At 55.2% G+C, this 21529-nt stretch carries 23 protein-coding genes; 13 read left to right on the forward strand and 10 right to left on the reverse strand.

The window, feature by feature from the left end:
* Nucleotides 1-12: 12 nt before the first annotated feature.
* The 6 genes from tgt (at nt 13) to ECL_RS05685 (ending at nt 5552) form a co-directional block, all read left to right on the forward strand.
* Nucleotides 13-1140 (forward strand): tRNA guanosine(34) transglycosylase Tgt, encoded by a 1128-nt coding sequence (gene tgt, locus ECL_RS05660; RefSeq protein ID WP_013095832.1) that lies wholly within the window; start codon nt 13-15, stop codon nt 1138-1140.
* Between the two features lie 22 nt (nt 1141-1162).
* Nucleotides 1163-1495 carry a preprotein translocase subunit YajC gene (yajC, locus tag ECL_RS05665; RefSeq protein ID WP_000007630.1) on the forward strand — a complete coding sequence of 111 codons (333 nt, stop codon included), beginning with the start codon at nt 1163-1165 and terminating at the stop codon, nt 1493-1495.
* Nucleotides 1496-1522: 27 nt separating this feature from the next.
* Nucleotides 1523-3370, forward strand: a complete 1848-nt coding sequence (gene secD / locus ECL_RS05670) for a protein translocase subunit SecD (RefSeq protein ID WP_071830016.1) — start codon at nt 1523-1525, stop codon at nt 3368-3370.
* Between the two features lie 10 nt (nt 3371-3380).
* A complete protein-coding gene (secF, locus tag ECL_RS05675) occupies nt 3381-4352 on the forward strand; it encodes a protein translocase subunit SecF (RefSeq protein ID WP_013095834.1) in 972 nt (323 codons plus the stop codon).
* A gap of 139 nt (nt 4353-4491) precedes the next feature.
* Nucleotides 4492-4857, forward strand: coding sequence for a VOC family protein (locus ECL_RS05680; RefSeq protein ID WP_013095835.1), 366 nt, complete (start codon nt 4492-4494; stop codon nt 4855-4857).
* 14 nt (nt 4858-4871) lie between these two features.
* Complete coding sequence (locus tag ECL_RS05685) at nt 4872-5552, forward strand: helix-turn-helix transcriptional regulator (protein ID WP_013095836.1); 681 nt, start codon at nt 4872-4874, stop codon at nt 5550-5552.
* A gap of 78 nt (nt 5553-5630) precedes the next feature.
* Here ECL_RS05685 and ECL_RS05690 read toward each other — a convergent pair whose 3' ends face one another.
* Nucleotides 5631-6515 (reverse strand): nucleoside-specific channel-forming protein Tsx, encoded by an 885-nt coding sequence (locus ECL_RS05690; RefSeq protein ID WP_025756198.1) that lies wholly within the window; start codon nt 6513-6515, stop codon nt 5631-5633.
* Between the two features lie 271 nt (nt 6516-6786).
* Nucleotides 6787-7326 (reverse strand): SadB/YajI family lipoprotein, encoded by a 540-nt coding sequence (locus tag ECL_RS05695; RefSeq protein ID WP_014830864.1) that lies wholly within the window; start codon nt 7324-7326, stop codon nt 6787-6789.
* Nucleotides 7327-7478: 152 nt separating this feature from the next.
* On the opposite strand from ECL_RS05695, the gene nrdR reads away from it, so the two are divergent.
* From nrdR to thiL, 5 genes are all read left to right on the forward strand, one after another.
* Nucleotides 7479-7928 (forward strand): transcriptional regulator NrdR, encoded by a 450-nt coding sequence (gene nrdR / locus ECL_RS05700; RefSeq protein ID WP_008503337.1) that lies wholly within the window; start codon nt 7479-7481, stop codon nt 7926-7928.
* Nucleotides 7929-7932: 4 nt separating this feature from the next.
* Nucleotides 7933-9036 (forward strand): bifunctional diaminohydroxyphosphoribosylaminopyrimidine deaminase/5-amino-6-(5-phosphoribosylamino)uracil reductase RibD, encoded by a 1104-nt coding sequence (ribD, locus tag ECL_RS05705; RefSeq protein WP_013095839.1) that lies wholly within the window; start codon nt 7933-7935, stop codon nt 9034-9036.
* Between the two features lie 87 nt (nt 9037-9123).
* On the forward strand, nt 9124-9594 hold the full coding sequence (ribH, locus tag ECL_RS05710) for a 6,7-dimethyl-8-ribityllumazine synthase (RefSeq protein WP_003859098.1): 471 nt from the start codon (nt 9124-9126) through the stop codon (nt 9592-9594).
* 21 nt (nt 9595-9615) lie between these two features.
* Nucleotides 9616-10035, forward strand: a complete 420-nt coding sequence (nusB, locus tag ECL_RS05715; RefSeq protein WP_006809908.1) for a transcription antitermination factor NusB — start codon at nt 9616-9618, stop codon at nt 10033-10035.
* Between the two features lie 77 nt (nt 10036-10112).
* Entirely contained in the window at nt 10113-11084 is a 972-nt protein-coding gene (thiL, locus tag ECL_RS05720; RefSeq protein ID WP_013095840.1) for a thiamine-phosphate kinase, read from the forward strand.
* 74 nt (nt 11085-11158) lie between these two features.
* On the opposite strand, the gene ECL_RS05725 is transcribed toward thiL, so the two are convergent.
* The 4 genes from ECL_RS05725 to xseB form a co-directional block, all read right to left on the reverse strand.
* On the reverse strand, nt 11159-12133 hold the full coding sequence (locus ECL_RS05725) for an aldo/keto reductase (protein WP_013095841.1): 975 nt from the start codon (nt 12131-12133) through the stop codon (nt 11159-11161).
* A 63-nt stretch (nt 12134-12196) separates the two neighbouring features.
* A complete protein-coding gene (gene dxs, locus ECL_RS05730; RefSeq protein ID WP_013095842.1) occupies nt 12197-14059 on the reverse strand; it encodes a 1-deoxy-D-xylulose-5-phosphate synthase in 1863 nt (620 codons plus the stop codon).
* Between the two features lie 24 nt (nt 14060-14083).
* Complete coding sequence (gene ispA, locus ECL_RS05735; RefSeq protein WP_013095843.1) at nt 14084-14983, reverse strand: (2E,6E)-farnesyl diphosphate synthase; 900 nt, start codon at nt 14981-14983, stop codon at nt 14084-14086.
* Entirely contained in the window at nt 14984-15226 is a 243-nt protein-coding gene (xseB, locus tag ECL_RS05740; RefSeq protein WP_008503331.1) for an exodeoxyribonuclease VII small subunit, read from the reverse strand.
* 191 nt (nt 15227-15417) lie between these two features.
* Here xseB and thiI point away from each other — a divergent pair, with 191 nt between their 5' ends.
* On the forward strand, nt 15418-16866 hold the full coding sequence (gene thiI / locus ECL_RS05745; protein ID WP_013095844.1) for a tRNA uracil 4-sulfurtransferase ThiI: 1449 nt from the start codon (nt 15418-15420) through the stop codon (nt 16864-16866).
* Nucleotides 16867-17001: 135 nt separating this feature from the next.
* On the opposite strand, the gene yajL is transcribed toward thiI, so the two are convergent.
* The gene (gene yajL / locus ECL_RS05750; protein WP_013095845.1) at nt 17002-17595 is read right to left on the reverse strand and encodes a protein deglycase YajL; all 594 of its coding nucleotides are present in this window, start codon (nt 17593-17595) and stop codon (nt 17002-17004) included.
* A complete protein-coding gene (panE, locus tag ECL_RS05755) occupies nt 17558-18469 on the reverse strand; it encodes a 2-dehydropantoate 2-reductase (protein ID WP_013095846.1) in 912 nt (303 codons plus the stop codon). The genes yajL and panE overlap by 38 nt, the downstream gene beginning before the upstream one ends.
* 128 nt (nt 18470-18597) lie before the next feature.
* On the opposite strand from panE, the gene ECL_RS05760 reads away from it, so the two are divergent.
* A complete protein-coding gene (locus tag ECL_RS05760; RefSeq protein ID WP_008503327.1) occupies nt 18598-19089 on the forward strand; it encodes a YajQ family cyclic di-GMP-binding protein in 492 nt (163 codons plus the stop codon).
* Nucleotides 19090-19121: 32 nt separating this feature from the next.
* Here the strand turns inward: ECL_RS05760 and ECL_RS05765 are convergent, their stop codons facing one another.
* Both ECL_RS05765 and cyoE read right to left on the reverse strand, forming a co-directional pair.
* Complete coding sequence (locus tag ECL_RS05765; protein WP_013095847.1) at nt 19122-20483, reverse strand: MFS transporter; 1362 nt, start codon at nt 20481-20483, stop codon at nt 19122-19124.
* A gap of 149 nt (nt 20484-20632) precedes the next feature.
* Nucleotides 20633-21520: a heme o synthase gene (gene cyoE, locus ECL_RS05770; RefSeq protein WP_013095848.1), complete on the reverse strand. Its 888-nt coding sequence runs from the start codon at nt 21518-21520 to the stop codon at nt 20633-20635.
* Between the last annotated feature and the right edge of the window lie 9 nt (nt 21521-21529).

Genomic DNA, 21529 nt, shown 5'->3' on the forward strand with positions numbered 1-21529 from the left:
AGAGGAATAAAAATGAAATTTGAACTCGATACCACCGATGGCCGCGCGCGTCGCGGTCGCCTGGTGTTTGATCGCGGCGTGGTGGAAACCCCCGCGTTTATGCCTGTGGGGACTTACGGCACCGTAAAAGGGATGACGCCGGAAGAAGTAGAAGCCACTGGCGCCCAGATTATCCTCGGTAATACCTTCCACCTGTGGCTGCGTCCTGGTCAGGAGATCATGAAGCTTCACGGCGATCTGCATGACTTCATGCAGTGGAAAGGCCCGATCCTGACCGATTCTGGCGGTTTCCAGGTCTTCAGCCTGGGTGATATTCGCAAGATCACCGAGGAGGGCGTCCACTTCCGTAACCCGATCAACGGCGATCCGATTTTCCTCGATCCTGAAAAGTCTATGGAGATTCAGTACGATCTCGGCTCTGACATCGTGATGATCTTCGACGAATGTACGCCATACCCGGCGGACTGGGATTACGCTAAACGTTCCATGGAGATGTCGCTGCGCTGGGCGAAGCGTAGCCGCGACCGTTTTGACTCCCTGCAGAACAAAAATGCGCTGTTCGGCATTATCCAGGGCAGTGTTTACGAAGATTTACGCGATATCTCTGTTAAAGGTCTGGTAGAGATAGGTTTTGATGGCTACGCTGTCGGCGGTTTAGCTGTGGGTGAGCCGAAGGAAGACATGCACCGTATTCTGGAACATGTCTGCCCGCAAATCCCGGCGGATAAACCCCGTTACCTGATGGGTGTGGGTAAGCCAGAAGATCTGGTTGAAGGTGTGCGCCGCGGCATCGATATGTTCGACTGCGTCATGCCAACCCGTAACGCACGTAACGGTCATCTGTTTGTTACCGATGGCGTGGTGAAAATCCGTAACGCGAAGCATAAGAGTGACACCAGTCCGCTCGATGCCGAGTGCGATTGCTACACCTGTCGCAATTATTCTCGCGCGTATTTGCATCATCTCGATCGTTGCAATGAGATTTTGGGCGCGCGTCTCAATACCATTCATAACCTTCGCTATTATCAGCGCTTAATGGCTGGTTTACGCAAGGCTATCGAAGAGGGTAAATTAGAGAGCTTCGTGACCGATTTTTACCAACGTCAGGGTCGAACCGTTCCACCTTTGAACGTTGATTAATATTAATAATGAGGGAATTTGAATGAGCTTTTTTATTTCTGATGCGGTAGCGGCAACAGGTGCTCCAGCGCAGGGCAGCCCGATGTCTCTGATTCTGATGCTGGTTGTGTTCGGTCTGATCTTCTACTTCATGATCCTGCGCCCACAGCAGAAGCGTACCAAAGAGCACAAAAAGCTGATGGACTCCATCGCGAAAGGTGATGAAGTCCTGACTAACGGTGGCCTGGTCGGTCGCGTAACCAAAGTGGCTGAAAGTGGCTACATTGCTATCGCCCTGAACGACACCACTGAAGTGGTTATCAAACGTGACTTCGTAGCTGCCGTTCTGCCGAAAGGCACCATGAAGGCGCTGTAATCCCAACTTTTCCCAAAGGGAACTGCCGTGTTAAACCGTTATCCTTTGTGGAAGTACATCATGCTGGTCGTCGTGATTCTCGTCGGCCTGCTGTACGCGCTTCCCAACCTGTATGGTGAGGATCCGGCTGTTCAAATCACTGGCGCGCGCGGTGTCGCCGCCAGTGAGCAAACGCTGATCCAGGTCCAGAAAACGTTACAAGAAGAAAAAATTACCGCTAAGTCTGTGGCTCTGGAAGAGGGCGCAATTCTTGCTCGCTTCGACACCACCGACACGCAGCTCCGCGCTCGCGAAGCGCTGATGGGCGTGCTGGGTGATAAATACGTCGTGGCGCTTAACCTTGCTCCTGCTACCCCGCGTTGGCTGGCTGCGCTGAGCGCAGAGCCAATGAAACTCGGTCTTGACCTCCGTGGCGGCGTGCACTTCCTGATGGAAGTGGATATGGATACCGCGCTGGGCAAACTGCAGGAACAGAATATCGATAGCCTGCGCAGCGATCTGCGTGAAAAAGGCATCGCGTATACCACCGTTCGTAAAGAAGATAACTACGGTATGAGCATCACGTTCCGCGACAGTGCGGCGCGCGATCAGGCTGTAGATTACCTGACCCAACGTCACCGTGACCTGGTGATCACCGCTCAGGGCAGCAACCAGCTGCGCGCGGTAATGACCGACGCCCGTCTGAAAGAAGCGCGTGAATATGCCGTTCAGCAGAACATCAACATTCTGCGCAACCGTGTAAACCAACTGGGCGTGGCTGAACCGCTGGTGCAGCGTCAGGGTGCTGACCGTATCGTTGTAGAACTGCCGGGTATTCAGGACACCGCGCGCGCGAAAGAGATTCTGGGCGCCACTGCAACGCTGGAATTCCGTCTGGTGAACACCAACGTTGACCAGTCTGCTGCCGCTTCTGGCCGTATTCCGGGTGACTCGGAAGTGAAAGAGACCCGCGAAGGTCAGCCCGTTGTGCTGTACAAACGCGTGATCCTGACCGGTGACCATATCACCGACTCCACCTCCAGCCAGGACGAGTACAACCAGCCGCAGGTTAACATCTCGCTGGACAGCGCGGGTGGTAACATCATGTCTAACTTCACCAAGGACAACATCGGTAAACCGATGGCAACCCTGTTCGTGGAGTACAAAGACAGCGGTAAGAAAGACGCTAACGGCCGTGCGGTGCTGGTGAAAGAGGAAGAGGTGATTAACATCGCCAATATCCAGTCTCGTCTGGGTAACAGCTTCCGTATTACCGGTATCAACAACCCGAACGAAGCGCGTCAGCTCTCTCTGCTGCTGCGTGCCGGTGCGCTGATTGCGCCAATTCAGATTGTTGAAGAACGTACCATTGGTCCAACTCTGGGTATGCAAAACATCCAGCAGGGGCTGGAAGCATGTCTGGCCGGTCTGGCGGTCTCTATCCTCTTCATGATCTTCTTCTATAAGAAGTTTGGTCTGATTGCCACCTCCGCGCTGATCGCGAACCTGGTGCTGATCATCGGCATTATGTCCCTGCTGCCAGGGGCGACGCTGACCATGCCGGGGATTGCGGGTATCGTTCTGACCCTTGCGGTGGCAGTCGACGCCAACGTACTGATTAACGAACGTATCAAAGAAGAGTTGAGCAACGGTCGCTCTGTTCAGCAGGCGATTGATGAAGGCTATAAAGGCGCGTTCAGCTCCATCTTCGATGCGAACGTAACAACACTGATCAAGGTTCTTATCCTGTATGCAGTGGGGACTGGCGCAATCAAAGGCTTTGCGATTACCACCGGTATCGGTGTTGCAACGTCAATGTTTACTGCTATTGTCGGCACCCGTGCCATCGTGAACCTGCTGTACGGCGGCAAGCGCGTCAAAAAGCTGTCTATCTGAGGAGTGCGTTGTGGCACAGGAATATACTGTTGAACAATTGAACCACGGCCGTAAAGTCTGGGACTTTATGCGCTGGGACTACTGGGCCTTCGGCATTTCAGGTTTACTGCTGATTCTGTCCATCGTCGTTATGGGCGTAAAAGGCTTTAACTGGGGTCTGGATTTCACCGGCGGTACGGTGATTGAAATCACCCTGGAAAAACCGGTTGATATGGACCAGATGCGTCAGTCACTGCAGAAAGCGGGCTTTGAAGAGCCGCTGCTGCAGAACTTCGGCAGCAGCCGCGACATCATGGTGCGTATGCCGCCGGTACACGATGCCAACGGCAGTCAGGAACTGGGCAGCAAGGTTGTTAGCGTGATTAACGAAACAACCAGCCAGAACGCCACGGTTAAGCGTATTGAGTTCGTCGGCCCGAGCGTGGGTGCGGACCTGGCGCAAACCGGTGCGATGGCGCTGCTGGTGGCGCTGATCTCCATCCTGGTGTACGTCGGTTTCCGCTTTGAGTGGCGACTGGCGGCGGGTGTGGTTATCGCACTGGCGCACGACGTGGTGATCACCATGGGCGTACTGTCTCTGTTCCATATTGAGATTGACCTGACAATTGTGGCATCCCTGATGTCCGTTATCGGTTACTCCCTGAACGACAGTATCGTGGTATCTGACCGTATTCGTGAAAACTTCCGTAAGATCCGTCGTGGTACGCCGTACGAAATCTTTAACGTGTCGTTGACCCAGACGCTGCACCGTACCTTGATCACATCCGGTACCACCTTGATGGTGATCCTGATGCTGTATCTCTTCGGTGGTCCGGTGCTGGAAGGCTTCTCGCTGACCATGCTGATCGGTGTGTCTATCGGTACCGCGTCGTCAATCTATGTGGCGTCCGCTCTGGCACTGAAACTTGGCATGAAGCGCGAGCACCTGCTCCAGCAGAAAGTCGAGAAAGAAGGGGCGGATCAGCCGTCTATTCTGCCGTAAGACGTTTATCGCGTTATCGAAATCCCGGTCTGTTGACCGGGATTTTTTTTATCTGCTCCTGACAAACACTCCTGACAGTATGCTGTCAGGAGCCCTGTCGTAGACTCCTGTTGAACCCAAACAAGAGGCAGGAGGATGTATGAAAAGTGTGATTAACTGGTTTGAAATTCCGGTCGCGGATATGGATCGCGCCATCAAATTTTATGAGCCGGTGATGCAGGTTTCACTGAGGCGCGAGAAAATGGACAGCGCCGATCTGGCGGTATTCCCGCATGAGGATCCGGCCACCGGCGGCGCGCTGGCAAAATTTGAGGGGATTATTCCCTCGGTGCAGGGGGCCATTATCTACCTGCATACTGACAATCTGACAGCAACGCTCGATCGCATTGCCTCTGCGGGCGGCGAGTGCGTTTTTGGCCCGCTGGAGTTACCGCGCGGTATTGGTACTATTGCTTTATTTACCGACAGCGAAGGTAATCGCGTCGGCCTTCATCAACCTGCCTGAGAGCGTAAGCAAAAATGACCCGACGCGCTGACCGTTTGTTTCAGATAGTACAGATCCTGCGGGGCCGACGTCTGACAACGGCAGCGCATCTTGCGGACCGGCTGGGCGTTTCTGAGCGCACGGTATACCGCGATATCCGCGACCTGTCGCTTTCCGGCGTGCCGGTGGAGGGCGAAGCGGGGAGCGGTTACCGGCTGATGTCGGGGTTTGACCTGCCGCCGCTGATGCTGACAAACAAGGAGTCTGAGGCGCTGATCGTGGCTATTCGTCTGCTTACCACCTGGGGCGGGGAGTCGCTGTCGCGCGAACTGGAGTCGGCACAGGAGAAAGTGCTCGCGATCCTGCCCGAAGAGAGCCGCCGAAAGGCAGAGCAGACGCGGATCTACGCCCCGGATTTTGGCATGAAAAGCCACTCCCGCAGTGATTTTGATGTCATACATCAGGCGATCTCGGCCCAGCGCGTGCTTGTGCTGTATTATCGTGACGAAGCGGGGCAATTTTCAACGCGTGAGGTTCAGCCGCTGGGGCTGTTTTTCTGGGGAGAACGCTGGTTACTGGCGTCATGGTGTGAACTGCGCGATGACTATCGCTGTTTCCGTCTCGACAGATGCCTCAAAATTGTCCTTACGGAAAGGCGCTTTAGTGAGAGTGCAGACCGATCGCTGGCGGATTTTTTGCGCAAGGTAAAGCAGTAACAAGCCACGGGGAGAGGCAGCCCGCACAGGTTTTGTAGGCCGGGTAAGCGTCAGCGCCACCCGGCAACAATCACACGATTAGAAGTTGTAACCCACTACCAGGTAACCACCCCAACCGGTAGAACGGACGCTGAAGTCGCCGTTGCCGAAGTTCAGGCTGGCGTCGTCGTTCCACTGTCCACCGTTGTGCCAGTAACGCGCAACAACAGAGTAGTGCCAGTGATCGTAGTTCAGCGCCAGGATGTGGCTGGAGGCGATGGAGTCGTTGGTGCGCGCTTTCTTACCGTTCAGATCGCGGAAGTCGTTGTCGCCCAGATCGGAACCCCAGTCAAAGTTGGTGAAGCCGATATAGCTCAGGTTGCCGCCCCACAGCTGGGTGATTGGCACAAAGTATTTCACTTTGAAACGGTAACCATCCCACTCGTTTTCGTTCGCGGCACCGTAGTTCTGCCATTGATACTTAGCGTACACGTTCAGAGACAGGCTCATTGGCAGGCCCGTGTCGATGTCGGTACCCAGACCCATATACCAGGTGCTCTGGCGACCGGACTTGTTGCGGCCCATGTCGTAGATATAGTTGTTCGCGAAATACCACTCTTTGAACGGACCAAACGCCAGGCTGGTACCAGTCAGTTTATCAATAGAGAAGCGCGGTTCGATCTCCATGAACAGTGGGGAACCGTGGTTCCAGATACCTTTTGCGTCGGTGTTACCACCGAAGAAGACCGGTGCATCCATATAGCCGTAGAAATCAAACCAGTCTTTCTTGGCGAACGCTTCGTACTCCAGGTAGGTATCGTTACGGATCTGAGGTCCGAAACGGGTGTGGTAGCTGCCGACCACGTTAACGCTCTGGTGCCACCAGTCGGAGAGGTATTGTGGTTTATCGTTTTCCGCTGCGTTAACAGTGAAAGAGGAGGACAATGCCAGCACGGCGCCGGCTGCGAGTAATGTTTTTTTCATAATCATGCCACTGATTGAAATTCCCTTCCGGGAGTGAAAAATGCGCGAATTGCGTTTCTAAATATTTCGTGTTTCTGCGGAGCCTATTATAGGAATCCTTGCTCACAAAAATATGTGTTGTTTCACATATCTCTCACACGCGTAATCGATTGCGTTCACGTTTGCGTACTTTAAACGGCCGGGATTGTAGCGGCAATCATTTATGTTGCCAATCCATACGAAATGTAAATGTTAGCGGAGTGACATTTCACTCCGCTCAAAAGGAGGGGGGTTACTGCGCGGCGGGTTGGATGTCGTGAATACGGATAAAGCCTAACTGATCGGGCGTAAGGCCGCTTAACTGCAGCGGAATATCCACATCACTCGGCGCTAAAACACTGGCCGGGGCGGTGAAGAGCTGATTCTTCACGTTCACCTCCTGGTAATTCTCGGTGGTGCCCTGGATCTGGCCCCACTCGACGGTGCCGCTAAAGGCTGGCAGCGGATCGTTGGACTCACCCTGAATGCGTAATGTTGCGCGAGTACCATCCGCATTTGCCGCCACATTCACCAGCGACATTTTTAACGTGCCAACCTGGCTGTTGAGACGGGCAGGGGTGTTGGCCCCCGGCAGCAAATACACTCCGCTGGTGGATTTTGCATTCAGCGCGTTTTGCTGGGTGATCTTCACGGTCTCTTTGTTCAGTTTGTCCATCGCCGTATTGAGCGTATTCACGCTCTGTTTCATCTGGCGGACTTCGGTTTGCTGTGCACAGGCACTAAGGGTGAAGAGGCTCCCCACCAGCAGAATTTTCAGGTAACGTCTTGTCATTGCGTTTAATTCCTTGAAATAACGGATCACCGTAATGGTAGCCAGCATCATCCCGACAGACATAGATCCTTTGTCTCAAAAAGCTCTTCCTTTGTTGTCAGGCCAGTTCAGGGTAAAATGAAAGTCAGTTAACCAGATAACAGGGATACCGTATGCATTGCCCATTCTGCTCCGCTGTGGATACCAAAGTCATCGATTCTCGCCTTGTGGGCGAAGGGTCTTCCGTACGCCGCCGTCGGCAGTGTCTGGTATGTAACGAGCGTTTCACGACCTTTGAGGTGGCAGAGCTGGTCATGCCGCGCGTGGTAAAAAGTAACGACGTGCGCGAGCCGTTTAACGAAGAGAAACTGCGCAGCGGAATGCTTAAGGCGCTGGAGAAACGCCCCGTCAGCGCGGATGACGTCGAAATGGCGTTAAACCACATTAAATCTTACCTTCGTGGTCTGGGTGAACGTGAAGTGCCCAGCAAGATGATCGGCAATCTGGTGATGGAGCAGTTGAAAAAGCTCGATAAGGTTGCCTATATCCGCTTCGCCTCTGTCTACCGCAGTTTCGAAGATATCAAAGAGTTTGGCGAAGAGATCGCCCGCTTACAGGATTGAGTCCATGCAGGATGAGATGTACATGGCGCGCGCCATGAAGCTGGCGCAGCGCGGTCGATTTACCACCCATCCCAACCCCAACGTCGGGTGCGTCATTGTTAAAGATGGCGAGATCGTGGGCGAAGGTTTCCACTACCGCGCGGGCGAGCCCCATGCTGAGGTGCATGCCCTGCGTATGGCGGGTGAAAAAGCGCGCGGAGCTACGGCCTATGTGACGCTTGAGCCGTGCAGCCATCACGGGCGCACGCCGCCATGCTGTGAAGCGCTGATCGCGGCGGGAGTGTCACGCGTTGTCGCTGCGATGCAGGATCCTAATCCCCAGGTGGCCGGACGTGGTCTGTACCGTCTGCAGCAGGAAGGGATCGATGTTAGCCACGGCCTGATGATGCAGGACGCGGAAGCGATTAACAAAGGCTTCCTGAAGCGTATGCGTACCGGGTTCCCGTATATTCAGCTCAAGCTGGGCGCCTCACTGGATGGCCGCACGGCGATGGCGAACGGCGAAAGTCAGTGGATCACCTCGCCGCAGGCAAGGCGCGATGTGCAACATCTGCGTGCGCAAAGCCATGCTATCCTCACCAGCAGTGAAACGGTTCTCGCGGACGATCCGGCCATGACCGTGCGCTGGAACGAACTGAATGCCGATACCCAGGCGCTGTATCCGCAGGAAAACCTGCGTCAGCCGCTGCGTATTGTCATTGATAGCCAGAACCGCGTCACGCCTGAACACCGCATTGTGCAGCAGCCCGGTGAAACCTGGATTGCCCGCACAAAAGAAGATTCACGCGACTGGCCGGAAAGCGTGCGCAGCATTATGGTGCCGGAGCACAACGGTCATCTGGATTTAGTGGTGCTGATGATGCTGCTGGGTAAGCAGCAGGTGAACAGCATCTGGGTGGAAGCCGGCCCGACGCTGGCAGGCGCACTGCTCCAGGCAGGTCTGGTCGATGAACTGATTGTCTACGTTGCGCCTAAACTGCTGGGTAGCGACGCGCGTGGCCTGTTTGTGCTGCCCGGCCTTGAAAAACTGGCCGATGCACCACAACTCAAATTTAGCGAGATTCGTCCGGTGGGTCCGGATGTTTGCCTCCATTTAACGACAGCGTAATTGCTCCTGAAATAGGGAAGCAGTGCGCAAAGTATTATGATAAAATCCGCCCCCCTGCGGGGCCAAATGAACCCGTAAAGGAAGAGTATGAACATTATTGAAGCTGCTGTAGCTACCCCGGACGCTCGCGTCGCCATCACCATTGCGCGTTTCAACAACTTCATCAACGATAGCCTGCTGGAAGGTGCGGTTGACGCCCTGAAACGTATCGGCCAGGTTAAAGATGACAACATTACCGTTGTGTGGGTTCCAGGTGCTTACGAACTGCCACTGGCAGCGGGCGCGCTGGCGAAAACCGGTAAATACGACGCGGTGATTGCGCTGGGTACCGTTATTCGTGGCGGCACTGCGCACTTCGAATACGTTGCGGGCGGTGCAAGCAATGGTCTGGCGCACGTTGCACAGGACGCTGAAATTCCTGTCGCGTTCGGCGTGCTGACCACCGAAAGTATTGAACAAGCCATCGAACGTGCTGGCACTAAAGCCGGTAACAAAGGTGCAGAAGCTGCACTGACCGCGCTTGAAATGATCAATGTATTAAAAGCCATCAAGGCCTGATTTTTTTGTAAGGGGAATTCCGTGAAACCTGCTGCTCGTCGCCGCGCCCGTGAATGTGCCGTTCAGGCACTTTACTCCTGGCAGTTGTCCCAGAACGACATCGCTGATGTTGAATACCAGTTCCTGTCAGAACAGGACGTGAAAGATGTTGACGTTCTGTACTTCCGTGAACTGCTGTCGGGAGTGGCGACTAATAGCGCGTATCTCGATGGTCTGATGAAACCCTACCTCTCCCGTCTGCTCGAAGAGCTGGGTCAGGTAGAAAAAGCAGTGCTGCGCATTGCGCTGTTTGAGCTGTCTAAACGTGATGATGTGCCGTACAAAGTGGCCATCAACGAAGCGATCGAACTGGCGAAAACCTTCGGCGCTGAAGACAGCCACAAGTTTGTAAACGGCGTTCTTGATAAAGCAGCACCTGCGATCCGTCCCCACAAAAAGTGATCCGCAAACCGGAGCTCTGCATTGCCTGACGGGCAGTGCGGCTCCGGTTTTTTCTTTTATTTGCTGAGGCATAACGTATGGCATGCGGCGAATTCTCCCTGATTGCCCGTTATTTCGACCGTGTCAGAACTTCTCGTCTTGATGTTGAAACCGGCATTGGCGATGACTGTGCACTTCTCAATATTCCCGAAAAACAGACGCTGGCAATCAGCACCGACACCTTAGTGTGCGGGCGCCATTTCTTACCTGATATCGATCCTGCCGATCTGGCGTATAAAGCGCTGGCGGTCAACGTGAGCGATCTGGCTGCGATGGGGGCCGATCCGGCGTGGTTAACGCTGGCCCTGACGCTGCCAGAGGTCGATGAACCCTGGCTTGAAGCCTTTAGTGACGCTCTGTTTGAGCAGCTTAACTACTACGACATGCAGTTGATTGGCGGCGATACCACGGCGGGGCCGCTATCGATGACGCTCGCGATCCACGGTTATGTGCCGGCTGGGCGCGCGCTGAAACGCTCCGGGGCGAAACCTGGCGACTGGATCTACGTCACCGGTACGCCGGGCGACAGCGCAGCGGGACTGGCGATCCTCCAGGATCGCTTAACCGTGAATGACACTGACGACGCGGCGTATCTGGTCAAACGCCATCTGCGGCCAACGCCGCGTATTCTTCACGGCCAGGCGCTACGCGAACGGGCAAGCTCAGCTATCGATCTCTCGGACGGGTTAATCTCAGACCTCGGTCATATTCTGAAGGCCAGCGGTGTCGGCGCGCGCGTTGACCTGGATCTGTTCCCGCTATCAGAGCAGTTGCTTCGACACGTCGAGCCTGAACAGGCGCTGCGCTGGGCGCTCTCCGGTGGAGAAGATTATGAGCTGTGCTTTACCGTGCCTGAGCTCAACCGTGGGACGCTGGACGTGGCGTTAGCGCATCTCGGCGCGAAGTTTACCTGTATCGGCCAGATCATGCCGGAGAGTGAAGGGCTGAAGTTTGTGAAAGATGGTGCGCCCGTTACGCTGGACTGGAAAGGGTACGATCACTTCGGGTGATGTTGTGCGATCTGTACTGCCGGGTGGCGGCTTCGCCTTACCCGGCTTACGTATTTGAGGGTTAGGGAGAGGGATTACTTAAACCCTACCACCGGATGCTGCTGATACGGTGTCTCCAGCTCGGCAATCTGCTCCGGCGTCAGCGTGATATCCACCGCATTCAGCAATTCATCAAGCTGCTCTTCCCGCGAAGTGCCAATAATCGGTGCCGCGACGCCGCGTTTACCCAGCAGCCATGCCAGCGCGACCTGGGCGCGGGTTGCTCCGGTATCGTCGGCGATCCCGGCTAACCGTTCGGCAATTAACGCATCGCTGGCTTCTGTACTGGAATAAAGATTTTTTCCTACTTCATCCGATACCAGGCGGGCCGTGGTTTCCCCCCACGGACGGGTCAGACGACCACGTGCCAGCGGGCTCCACGGGATCACCGCCACGCCTTCCTGATAGCAGAGCGGTAGCATCTCGCGTTCTTCTTCGCGATAGATCAGGTTGTAGTGATCCTGCATGGTGACGAAGCGCGCCCAGCCATGTTGCGCCTGCAGAGCCAGCGCCTGAGCAAACTGCGACGCGTGCATAGACGATGCGCCGATGTAGCGCGCTTTACCGGCTTTCACCACATCATTGAGCGCTTCAAGCGTCTCTTCAATGGGCGTGTTGTAATCCCAGCGGTGAATTTGCAGCAGGTCGACATAGTCCATGTTCAGGCGTCGAAGGCTGTCATCAATGGAACGCAGGATCTGGGCGCGAGAGAGCCCCTCAGCCAGATCGCCCACCGGGTAATAGACCTTGGTGGCGACGACGATTTCATCACGACGCGCAAAATCGCGCAGGGCACGGCCGACGATCTCTTCACTGCTGCCGTCGGAGTAGCTGTTGGCGGTGTCAAAGAAGTTAATGCCACCTTCAATGGCGCGTTTGATGATAGGGCGGCTGCTCTCTTCCGGCAGCGTCCAGGCGTGATTACCCCGGTCAGGCTCGCCAAAGGTCATACAGCCCAGGCAAAGTCGGGAAACGTTAAGATCCGTTTTTCCTAATGTCGTGTATTGCATGGTTCCACTCCTGCTTTTTTAAACAATACGTTTAAGCATAGCAGGAGCGGAAAAGGGGAAGGATCAGGCAAGCCAGCTACGAATTTTGGCTTCAATACCTGCGGCGTCCAGGCCAATTGCCGCGCGGGCTTCGTCCTGAGTACCTTGCGGAATGAAGTGATCCGGCAGACCAAGGTTCAGTACCGGAACGGCTTTACGGTTCGCCATCAGCACCTCGTTCACGCCGCTGCCTGCGCCGCCCATGATGGCATTTTCTTCCAGCGTCACCAGCACCTCATGGGTTTCTGCCATTTCCAGGATCAGGGATTCATCGAGCGGTTTCACAAAGCGCATATCCACTAGAGTGGCATTCAGCGCTTCAGCGACCTTAGCGGCCTCTGGCATCAGGGTACCAAAGCTCAGAATTGCCACTTTCTCACCGCGACGTTTCACCAGACCTTTACCTATCGCCAGTTTTTCCAGCGGTTGCAGCTCAACGCCCACCGCGTTACCGCGTGGATAGCGAACCGCGCTTGGACCATCCTGGTAGTGATAGCCGGTATACAGCATCTGACGACATTCGTTTTCGTCGCTTGGCGTCATGATAACCATGTCCGGGATGCAGCGCAGGAACGAAAGATCGAATGCACCCTGGTGCGTCTGGCCGTCAGCACCCACGATGCCTGCGCGGTCGATCGCAAACAGCACCGGCAGCTTCTGGATGGCAACGTCGTGGATCACTTGATCGTAGGCACGTTGCAGGAAGGTGGAGTAGATCGCCACCACAGGTTTGTATCCACCAATCGCCAGACCCGCCGCGAAGGTGACTGCGTGCTGCTCGGCAATCGCCACGTCAAAATACTGGTCAGGGTATTTTTTGGAGAACTCGACCATGCCGGAACCTTCTCGCATAGCCGGGGTGATCGCCATCAGCTTGTTGTCTTTCGCCGCGGTTTCACATAACCAGTCGCCGAAGATTTTGGAATAGCTCGGCATACCGCCGCTGCTTTTTGGCAAACAACCGCTGGTCGGATCGAATTTAGGTACCGCGTGGAAAGTGATCGGATCTTTTTCCGCTGGTTCGTAACCACGGCCTTTCTTCGTCATGATGTGCAGGAACTGCGGGCCTTTCAGGTCGCGCATGTTCTTGAGCGTGGTGACCAGCCCCAGCACGTCGTGCCCATCAACCGGGCCGATATAGTTAAAGCCCAGCTCTTCAAAGAGTGTGCCCGGCACGACCATGCCTTTGATGTGTTCTTCGGTGCGCTTGAGCAGCTCTTTGATTGGCGGTACGCCAGAGAAGACTTTCTTGCCGCCTTCGCGCAGCGTGGAGTAAAGCTTGCCGGAGAGCAGCTGTGCCAGATGGTTATTCAGCGCGCCGACGTTCTCGGAAATCGACATTTCGTTATCGTTCAGGATAACCAGCATGTCCGGCTTGATATCGCCCGCGTGGTTCATGGCCTCAAAGGCCATCCCGGCGGTGATGGCGCCGTCGCCGATCACGCAGACGGTGCGGCGCTGCTTGTTCTCTTTTTCGGCGGCCACGGCAATACCGATACCCGCAGAGATGGAGGTGGAGGAGTGGCCGACGCTTAAAACATCGTACTCACTCTCACCGCGCCACGGGAACGGATGCAGGCCGCCTTTCTGGCGGATCGTGCCAATTTGATCGCGACGACCCGTCAGAATTTTATGTGGATAGGCCTGATGGCCCACGTCCCAGATGAGCTGATCGAACGGGGTGTTGTAGACGTAGTGCAGCGCAACGGTCAGCTCGACCGTGCCAAGCCCGGAGGCGAAATGTCCGCTGGAGCGGCTTACGCTGTCGAGCAGATAGCGACGCAGCTCGTCGCACAGCTTCGGCAGGTTCTCTTTCGGCAACAGACGCAACTCCTGGGTGGAGTCAACTAACGCCAGTGTCGGGTATTTGGCAATATCAAAACTCATCAAAGGCTCATCGAGATAGTGTGTTTATTTATCACGCTGGATTATATAGTCCGCTAGCGCTTCCAGTGCCGAGGTATCGAGAGACTGCGCGGCCAGTTCATTCAGCGACTGGCGGGCTTCCTCTATCAGATCCCGGGCTTTACGCTGGGCTTGCTCAAGACCCAGCAGGGCGGGGTAGGTACTTTTGCCAAGCTGCTGATCCGCACCCTGACGTTTACCCAATGTTGCAGTATCGCCCACCACATCCAGAATGTCATCCTGAACCTGGAACGCCAGACCGATACTTTCTGCGTATCTGTCCAGAATCGGCAGGGCTTTGCGCCCCTGTACACCCGCGCTCAGTGCGCCCAAGCGTACGGCGGCACGGATGAGTGCGCCCGTTTTATGCCGGTGAATACGCTCCAGCTGTTCCAGATTAACCTGACGTCCTTCTGCCTCCAGATCCAGCGCTTGCCCACCGCACATGCCGGCAACGCCGCTGGCCATCGCCAGCTCGGAAACCATTGCCAGACGGTCGCGATCGCTGACTTCTGCCATCGGCGCATCGCTCAGAATAGAGAATGCCAGCGTTTGCAGGGCATCCCCCGCCAGGATGGCATTCGCTTCGCCAAACTTAATATGGCAGGTTGGCTGACCGCGACGCAGATCGTCATCATCCATCGCCGGTAAATCATCGTGGATCAGCGAGTAGGCATGGATGCACTCAACGGCGGCAGCCGGGGCGTCCAGCGTAGTATCGCTGATACCAAACATATTGCCTGTGGCGTAGACGAGGAACGGGCGCAGGCGCTTTCCACCCAAGAGTGCGCCATAGTGCATGGCCTCAACCAGTGGAGTGTTCTGAAAAGGTTGTGGCGCAATAAAACGGCGCAGGGCGTCGTTGGCGCGTATGACTCGCGCCTGAAGCTCGTTAGCAAAATCCATTTACTCGGCGTCCGGTGTGAAAGGCGTTGTCTTAGCGTCTTCGCTATCGGAAAGCAGGATCTGCACACGCTGCTCGGCCTGCTGCAGTTTAACCTGCCCCTGGCGCGCCAGCTGCACGCCACGCTCGAATTCATTGAGCGCCTCTTCCAGCGGTAGATCACCGCTCTCAAGGCGGGTGACGATCTGCTCCAGTTCACTCAGCGCAGTTTCAAAACTGGCCGGTGCGTCGTTCTTCTTCGGCATAGTGAATTGACTCTTATATTCTCAGCCCCGACATGGTAACGGACTCGGGGCAATTATCAAATAACGCGCAATGTGCACAGGAACGGCGCGATGGTGGTATACTTGCGCGCCTGGATGCAGCCACGGGTGTGGGCTGTAATATTATTTTCCATTACAAGCCTTAATACGCTTGCCTAAGAAACATTGCCGCCATGAAGTTTATCATTAAATTGTTCCCTGAAATCACCATCAAAAGCCAATCTGTGCGTTTGCGCTTTATTAAAATTCTCACCGGGAACATTCGTAACGTTTTAAAACACTACGACGAAACCCTCGCCGTGGTGCGCCACTGGGATCACGTTGAAGTTCGCGCGAAAGATGAAAACAAACGTCAGGACATTCGCGACGCGCTGACCCGTATTCCGGGTATTCACCATATTCTGGAAGTGGAAGATGTTCCGTTCACTTCCCTGCATGACATCTTCGAAAAAGCGCTGGTGCAGTATCGCGACCAGATCGAAGGCAAAACCTTCTGCGTGCGCGTGAAGCGCCGCGGCAAGCACGAATTCAGCTCTATCGAGGTGGAACGTTACGTTGGCGGCGGTCTGAACCAGCATGTTGAAACGGCGCGCGTGCGTCTGACCAACCCGGATGTCACTGTGAACCTGGAGATCGAAAACGATCGCCTGCTGCTGGTGAAAGGGCGTTATGAAGGTATCGGCGGCTTCCCAATCGGTACCCAGGAAGATGTGCTGTCCCTGATTTCCGGTGGTTTCGACTCTGGCGTCTCCAGCTACATGCTGATGCGTCGCGGCTGCCGTGTGCATTACTGCTTCTTTAATCTGGGCGGCGCGGCGCATGAAATCGGCGTGCGTCAGGTGGCACACTATCTATGGAATCGCTTTGGCAGCTCGCACCGCGTGCGCTTTGTGGCGATCAACTTCGAGCCAGTGGTTGGCGAAATCCTGGAGAAAGTGGATGACGGCCAGATGGGCGTGGTCCTCAAGCGTATGATGGTGCGTGCGGCCTCTAAAGTAGCGGAACGCTACGGTGTGCAGGCGCTGGTCACCGGTGAAGCGCTGGGTCAGGTTTCCAGCCAGACGCTGACCAACCTGCGTCTCATCGACAATGTCTCTGACACCCTGATCCTGCGTCCGCTGATCTCTCATGACAAAGAGCACATCATCGATCTGGCGCGCGAAATCGGCACTGAAGATTTTGCCCGTACCATGCCAGAGTACTGCGGCGTGATTTCGAAGAGCCCGACGGTCAAAGCGGTAAAAGCGAAGATCGAAGCGGAAGAAGAGCACTTCGATTTCAGCATTCTGGATAAAGTGGTGGAAGAAGCCTCCAACATCGACATCCGTGAGATTGCCCAGCAGACCGAGCAGGAAGTGGTTGAAGTTGAAACCGTGAGCGGTTTCGGTGCCAACGACGCGATTCTGGATATCCGCTCCGTTGATGAGCAGGACGACAAGCCGCTACAGGTGGAAGGGGTGGAAGTGGTTTCTCTGCCGTTCTATAAGCTGAGCACCAAATTTGGCGACCTCGACCAGAGCAAAACATACCTGCTGTGGTGTGAGCGTGGGGTGATGAGCCGCCTGCAGGCGCTGTATCTGCGTGAGCAGGGCTTTGCGAATGTGAAGGTGTATCGCCCGTAGTTTTTTGCGGGTGTGTGTGTGGCTTGATGCCCTCACCCCGACCCTCTCCCACGGGGAGAGGGCGCAAACATTAAAAACGGCAACCTGAGGTTGCCGTTTTGCTTTTACCTACCGCCACCCCGGCTTTTCTTTGCACTACTCTTCATAGTAGTTATAAATCCCCGCCGCCATCACCAGCGTTGAGGCGACTTCGTAGGCTTTCTCTCGCCCGACCAGCAGGTCAACAATCTTTAAGCCAAAGTCTATCGCGGTACCTGGCCCCTGGCTGGTGAGCAGGTTGACGCGCGGATCCCAGACGACGCGTTTATCCACCCATTGCTCTTCCGGGATGGTCTCTTTCAGCCCCGGGAAACCGGTCATGTTACCGATGGGAAAGATATTATGCGGAACCAGCACGGTACCGGCGGCGGCACAAATGGCAGCAACGATACGTCCCGACAGATGAAACTGTCTGACGGTTTCGACTAACAGAGTGCTGTCGCGAAAATACTCCGCCCCTTTCAGGCCGCCGGGCAGCACGATGATGTCATAGTCCCCGTCGGCCACCTGTACCAGTGGCGCATCCGCGAGGAGTTTCACTCCTCGGGAGCAGGTAATAGCCAGGTTGCCATCGCTGGCGACGCTGGCGGTGGTCACCTGAATACCACCACGCACCATGATATCGATGGTGGTGACCGCTTCTGTCTCTTCGCTACCAGGGGCGAGGCAAACCAGTGCCGACGCGCTCATATTCACTCTCCTTACGTTTTACCAGGTCATACAGGCGGGCGTTTTCCGGCACAGTGATACCGTGTGCGCGGGCGCGTTTTAACAGATAGCCGGTGATGTAGTCGATTTCCGTGTGGCGTAGCGCCCGAACATCCTGCAACATGGATGAGATATTTTCTGCCGTACTATCAATAACCTGCTCAACATAATAGCGTAAATCATCCGCCGATGTGTGTAAGCCTTCACGCTCGATCACCGAGGCGACTTCAGCACAGAGGGTGGCAACCTCCTGCGGATGGTGCTTCAGTTCCCCGTTCGGGCAGTCCCACAGCGCCGTCAGCGGATTGATCACACAGTTAACGGCCAGCTTACGCCACAGCTGAGGGCGGATGTTGTTGTGCCAGGCCACGTCCGGAAGCACCGTTTGCAGGGTGTCTGCCAGATAACTGTAGTCGCCGTCCTCATCCCGGGCAGGTCCAATATGCGTGACGCCGCTGGCCACGTGCACAATGATATTGCCGTCGCGGCGCGCGGCATGCGTGGTGGTGGCCATCAGCAGCGGCTGCACAATGCTTTTCAGTTCATCAATCGTCCCCATGCCGTTATGCAGTAATAAAACGGGCGACGTGGGGGGAAGCTGGGCGGCCAGCGCTTTTACTGCATCTGAAACTTGCCACGCTTTGAGCGTCACCAGCAGCAGGTCGCTATGCGCCAGGAAATCAGGATCGTTCGCGGTGAGGGATTCGTTAAAGATACTTCCGTCTTCACCAATCAGGTTTACACTGCAATAGGGCTGAGGTACGCGCAGCCAGCCCTGAACTTCGTGTCCGTGCTTGCATAGTGCGGTCAGCCAGAGTTGACCAAGGGCTCCGCATCCGAGCACTGTAATTTTCATTGTTCCTCCTCACCTGCAACTGCGCCAGGTGTTACGGCCTAAGTATAGCGCCGTCAGCTAAGCTTCTGTTGAGTTATGCCTCGTAGCGGGTATTATGCAACGCAACAAAAATGAAGGGAGAAGAAAAGATGCCATCTTTCGATATTGTTTCCGAAGTTGATATCCAGGAAGTTCGCAACGGCGTAGAAAACGCAACCCGCGAAGTTGAGTCACGTTTCGATTTTCGTGGCGTTGAAGCCTCGTTTGAGCTGAACGATGCCAATAAGACCATTAAGGTGCTGAGCGAATCTGATTTCCAGGTCAACCAGCTGCTCGATATTCTGCGTGCCAAGCTGTTAAAACGCGGCATTGAAGGGACCTCGCTGGATGTACCGGAAGAGTTCGTGCACAGCGGTAAAACCTGGTTTGTTGAAGCCAAACTGAAGCAGGGCATTGAGAGCGCGGTTCAGAAGAAAATCGTTAAGCTCATCAAAGACAGCAAGCTGAAGGTTCAGGCGCAGATCCAGGGCGAAGAAATTCGTGTTACCGGAAAATCCCGTGATGATCTGCAGTCCGTCATGGCGCTGGTGCGCGGCGGCGATCTGGGACAACCGTTCCAGTTTAAAAACTTCCGCGATTAAAACGAAAAAGCCCGGTTTAACCGGGCTTTTTTTCAGGCTTTCAGCGCCTGTTCAACTTCAAAGCGGTTTGTCACCTTACTGTCTATTTTGACATACGCGCTGCGCTCTTCTGCCGCGAGAAGCACTTCACTCACGCCCTCTGTCGATGCAAGACGCTGTTTCAGCGCATCGTTAATCTCAACGTCGTCAGGAATTTCTACCCGCAGGCTACTGACGTAGCGCGGCTCTTTCATGGTACCGGCAACCAGCAGCCAGACCGTCGCCAGCAGTGCGCCTGCGAGGAAGACGGTTTGGGAATCAAACAGGCCGTCGACCCAGCCGCCGAGGGCACCGCCAATGGCCACGCCGATGAACTGGCTGGTGGAGTAAATCCCCATCGCCGTGCCTTTATAACCGGCAGGGGATTCTTTGCTGATCAGTGACGGCAGCAGGGCTTCCATCAGGTTAAACGCCAGGAAGAAGAGCTGCACACCGGCAACCAGTTCCCAGAAGTGGGGGCCAGCGCCCCAGAGCACGATCTCGGCAATCAGCAATACCGCCACACAGCCAATGAAAACGCGCTTCATTTTGCGCTTCACTTCGGCATAGATAATAAACGGTACCACCGAGACGAACGAAATCACCATCGTCACCAGATAGATTTTCCAGTGTTCTGCCGCCGGGAAACCTGCGGCAGCCAGTTGACCGGGCAGGGCGACAAAGGTCGACATCAGCAGAATGTGTAGACACATAATGCCGAAGTTAAGCTTCAACAGGCGCGGCTCAACCAGTACCTTGCTAAAGCAGCCTTTGACCATCCCGGATTCACGGTTGAGGACGTGGTTTTTGCTGTCCGGTACCACCCACAGCGTTAAGGCAATACCGATGGTCGCCAGCACGGCAATCATCCAGAACAGGGCGTGCAGGCCAAGCGTGTGGGTAATAATGGGGCCGAGCACCATCGCAATCGCAAACGTGACGCCAAAGCTCACGCCGATAAATGCCATCGCTTTGGTACGGTTCTGTTCACGGGTTAAATCCGACAGCAGCGCCATCACGGCGGCGGCAATCGCGCCGGAGCCCTGCAGGGCGCGGCCAAGAATAATTCCCCAGATGGAGTGGGAGAGGGCGGCGATGATGCTACCGAGCACAAAAACCAGCAAACCACCGACAATGAGCGGCTTGCGGCCGACGCGGTCAGAGAGCAGACCAAACGGGATCTGGAATACCGCCTGAGCCAGACCATAAATACCAATCGCCAGGCCAATCAGCGCTTCGCTGGCGCCCTGCAATGCCATGCCGTATGTGGTCAGAACAGGCAGGACCATAAACATGCCAAGCATCCGTAGCGAGAAAACAGTCCCTAAACCCCAGGTCGCACGCAGCTCGCCCGGTGTCATTTTATAATCGTTCATTGCCACCTCAATTCAAAAGCAGGCCATAGTGTAGTGCGGGGAAGGGGCGGGGTAAATAAAGGGTTATTTAACAAATATTACATGCGTTATTGATAGATTCAGTGAATAAAAAAGGGTGCCGAAGCACCCCTTTATTCACCTGTTGTGGCTTACCAGACGTAAGTCAGCAGGTTATGCGAATCCGGCACCATAAAGTCCACGGACATCATCACGGACAGCGAGGTGATGGCAACAATCGAGAACACAAACAGTTTGCGCGCCCAGACTTTGTCATCTTCCACTTTGTAACCGCGCAGGGCCATACCGAGCCACCAGACGCTTACCGCTGCGGCCACCGCCAGATATTTATACCCGGCGTAACCTCCCAGCGAGAGCATCAGCGTTGCCACGGCAAAGGCGATGATGTACAGCGTGATGTGGTTCTTGGCAACGGAAATACCTTTCACGACCGGCAGAACCGGAATGTTCGCTGCCTGATAATCCTTAAAGCGGAAAATCGCGATGGCATAGGAGTGCGGCATCTGCCACAGGCTAAAGATAGCCAGCAGGATCAGCGCACCGCTGTCGAACTCGTTCGTGACGGCGCAGTAGCCAATCACCGGCGGCGCAGCGCCGGAGAGAGAACCAATCAGCGTGCCGTAGACGGAGTGACGCTTCATATACAGGCTGTAGACGCCCACATACACCACGAACCCCATCACCCCCAGCCAGCAGGCCAGCGGGTTAGCACCAAACCACAGCAGCATAAAGCCAGCAATACCCAGCAAGGTGGCGTACACCAGCGAGACGGAAGGGGCGATCAGGCCTTTCACCAGCACCCGATTTTTGGTCCTTTCCATCTTCTTGTCGATATCCATGTCGATGTAGTTGTTAAATACACAACCGGACGCAACAACCAGTGACACACCGACCAGCGTGTAGATAAAGAGGGTGTAATCAATGCTGCCTTTGGAGGCCAGCAGGAACCCTCCGATCACGGAGATCAGGTTGCCAAAGATGATGCCTGGTTTCGTTACTTGCAGGTATTGCTTAAACATACTCGCCGC

The organism is Enterobacter cloacae subsp. cloacae ATCC 13047 (assembly GCF_000025565.1).
Classification (GTDB): domain Bacteria; phylum Pseudomonadota; class Gammaproteobacteria; order Enterobacterales; family Enterobacteriaceae; genus Enterobacter; species Enterobacter cloacae.

Bases quoted from the DNA above. Each gene is read 5' to 3' on its own strand.
- ECL_RS05760 (WP_008503327.1), top strand. From the start codon at position 18,598: ATGCCATCTTTCGATATTGTTTCCGAAGTTGATATCCAGGAAGTTCGC.
- ECL_RS05690 (WP_025756198.1), bottom strand. From the start codon at position 6,515: ATGAAAAAAACATTACTCGCAGCCGGCGCCGTGCTGGCATTGTCCTCC.
- nrdR (WP_008503337.1), top strand. From the start codon at position 7,479: ATGCATTGCCCATTCTGCTCCGCTGTGGATACCAAAGTCATCGATTCT.
- thiL (WP_013095840.1), top strand. From the start codon at position 10,113: ATGGCATGCGGCGAATTCTCCCTGATTGCCCGTTATTTCGACCGTGTC.
- yajL (WP_013095845.1), bottom strand. From the start codon at position 17,595: ATGAGCGCGTCGGCACTGGTTTGCCTCGCCCCTGGTAGCGAAGAGACA.
- panE (WP_013095846.1), bottom strand. From the start codon at position 18,469: ATGAAAATTACAGTGCTCGGATGCGGAGCCCTTGGTCAACTCTGGCTG.
- ECL_RS05725 (WP_013095841.1), bottom strand. From the start codon at position 12,133: ATGCAATACACGACATTAGGAAAAACGGATCTTAACGTTTCCCGACTT.
- yajC (WP_000007630.1), top strand. From the start codon at position 1,163: ATGAGCTTTTTTATTTCTGATGCGGTAGCGGCAACAGGTGCTCCAGCG.
- ribH (WP_003859098.1), top strand. From the start codon at position 9,124: ATGAACATTATTGAAGCTGCTGTAGCTACCCCGGACGCTCGCGTCGCC.
- ECL_RS05695 (WP_014830864.1), bottom strand. From the start codon at position 7,326: ATGACAAGACGTTACCTGAAAATTCTGCTGGTGGGGAGCCTCTTCACC.
- xseB (WP_008503331.1), bottom strand. From the start codon at position 15,226: ATGCCGAAGAAGAACGACGCACCGGCCAGTTTTGAAACTGCGCTGAGT.
- dxs (WP_013095842.1), bottom strand. From the start codon at position 14,059: ATGAGTTTTGATATTGCCAAATACCCGACACTGGCGTTAGTTGACTCC.
- ECL_RS05685 (WP_013095836.1), top strand. From the start codon at position 4,872: ATGACCCGACGCGCTGACCGTTTGTTTCAGATAGTACAGATCCTGCGG.
- tgt (WP_013095832.1), top strand. From the start codon at position 13: ATGAAATTTGAACTCGATACCACCGATGGCCGCGCGCGTCGCGGTCGC.
- cyoE (WP_013095848.1), bottom strand. From the start codon at position 21,520: ATGTTTAAGCAATACCTGCAAGTAACGAAACCAGGCATCATCTTTGGC.
- ispA (WP_013095843.1), bottom strand. From the start codon at position 14,983: ATGGATTTTGCTAACGAGCTTCAGGCGCGAGTCATACGCGCCAACGAC.
- thiI (WP_013095844.1), top strand. From the start codon at position 15,418: ATGAAGTTTATCATTAAATTGTTCCCTGAAATCACCATCAAAAGCCAA.
- ECL_RS05680 (WP_013095835.1), top strand. From the start codon at position 4,492: ATGAAAAGTGTGATTAACTGGTTTGAAATTCCGGTCGCGGATATGGAT.
- ribD (WP_013095839.1), top strand. From the start codon at position 7,933: ATGCAGGATGAGATGTACATGGCGCGCGCCATGAAGCTGGCGCAGCGC.
- ECL_RS05765 (WP_013095847.1), bottom strand. From the start codon at position 20,483: ATGAACGATTATAAAATGACACCGGGCGAGCTGCGTGCGACCTGGGGT.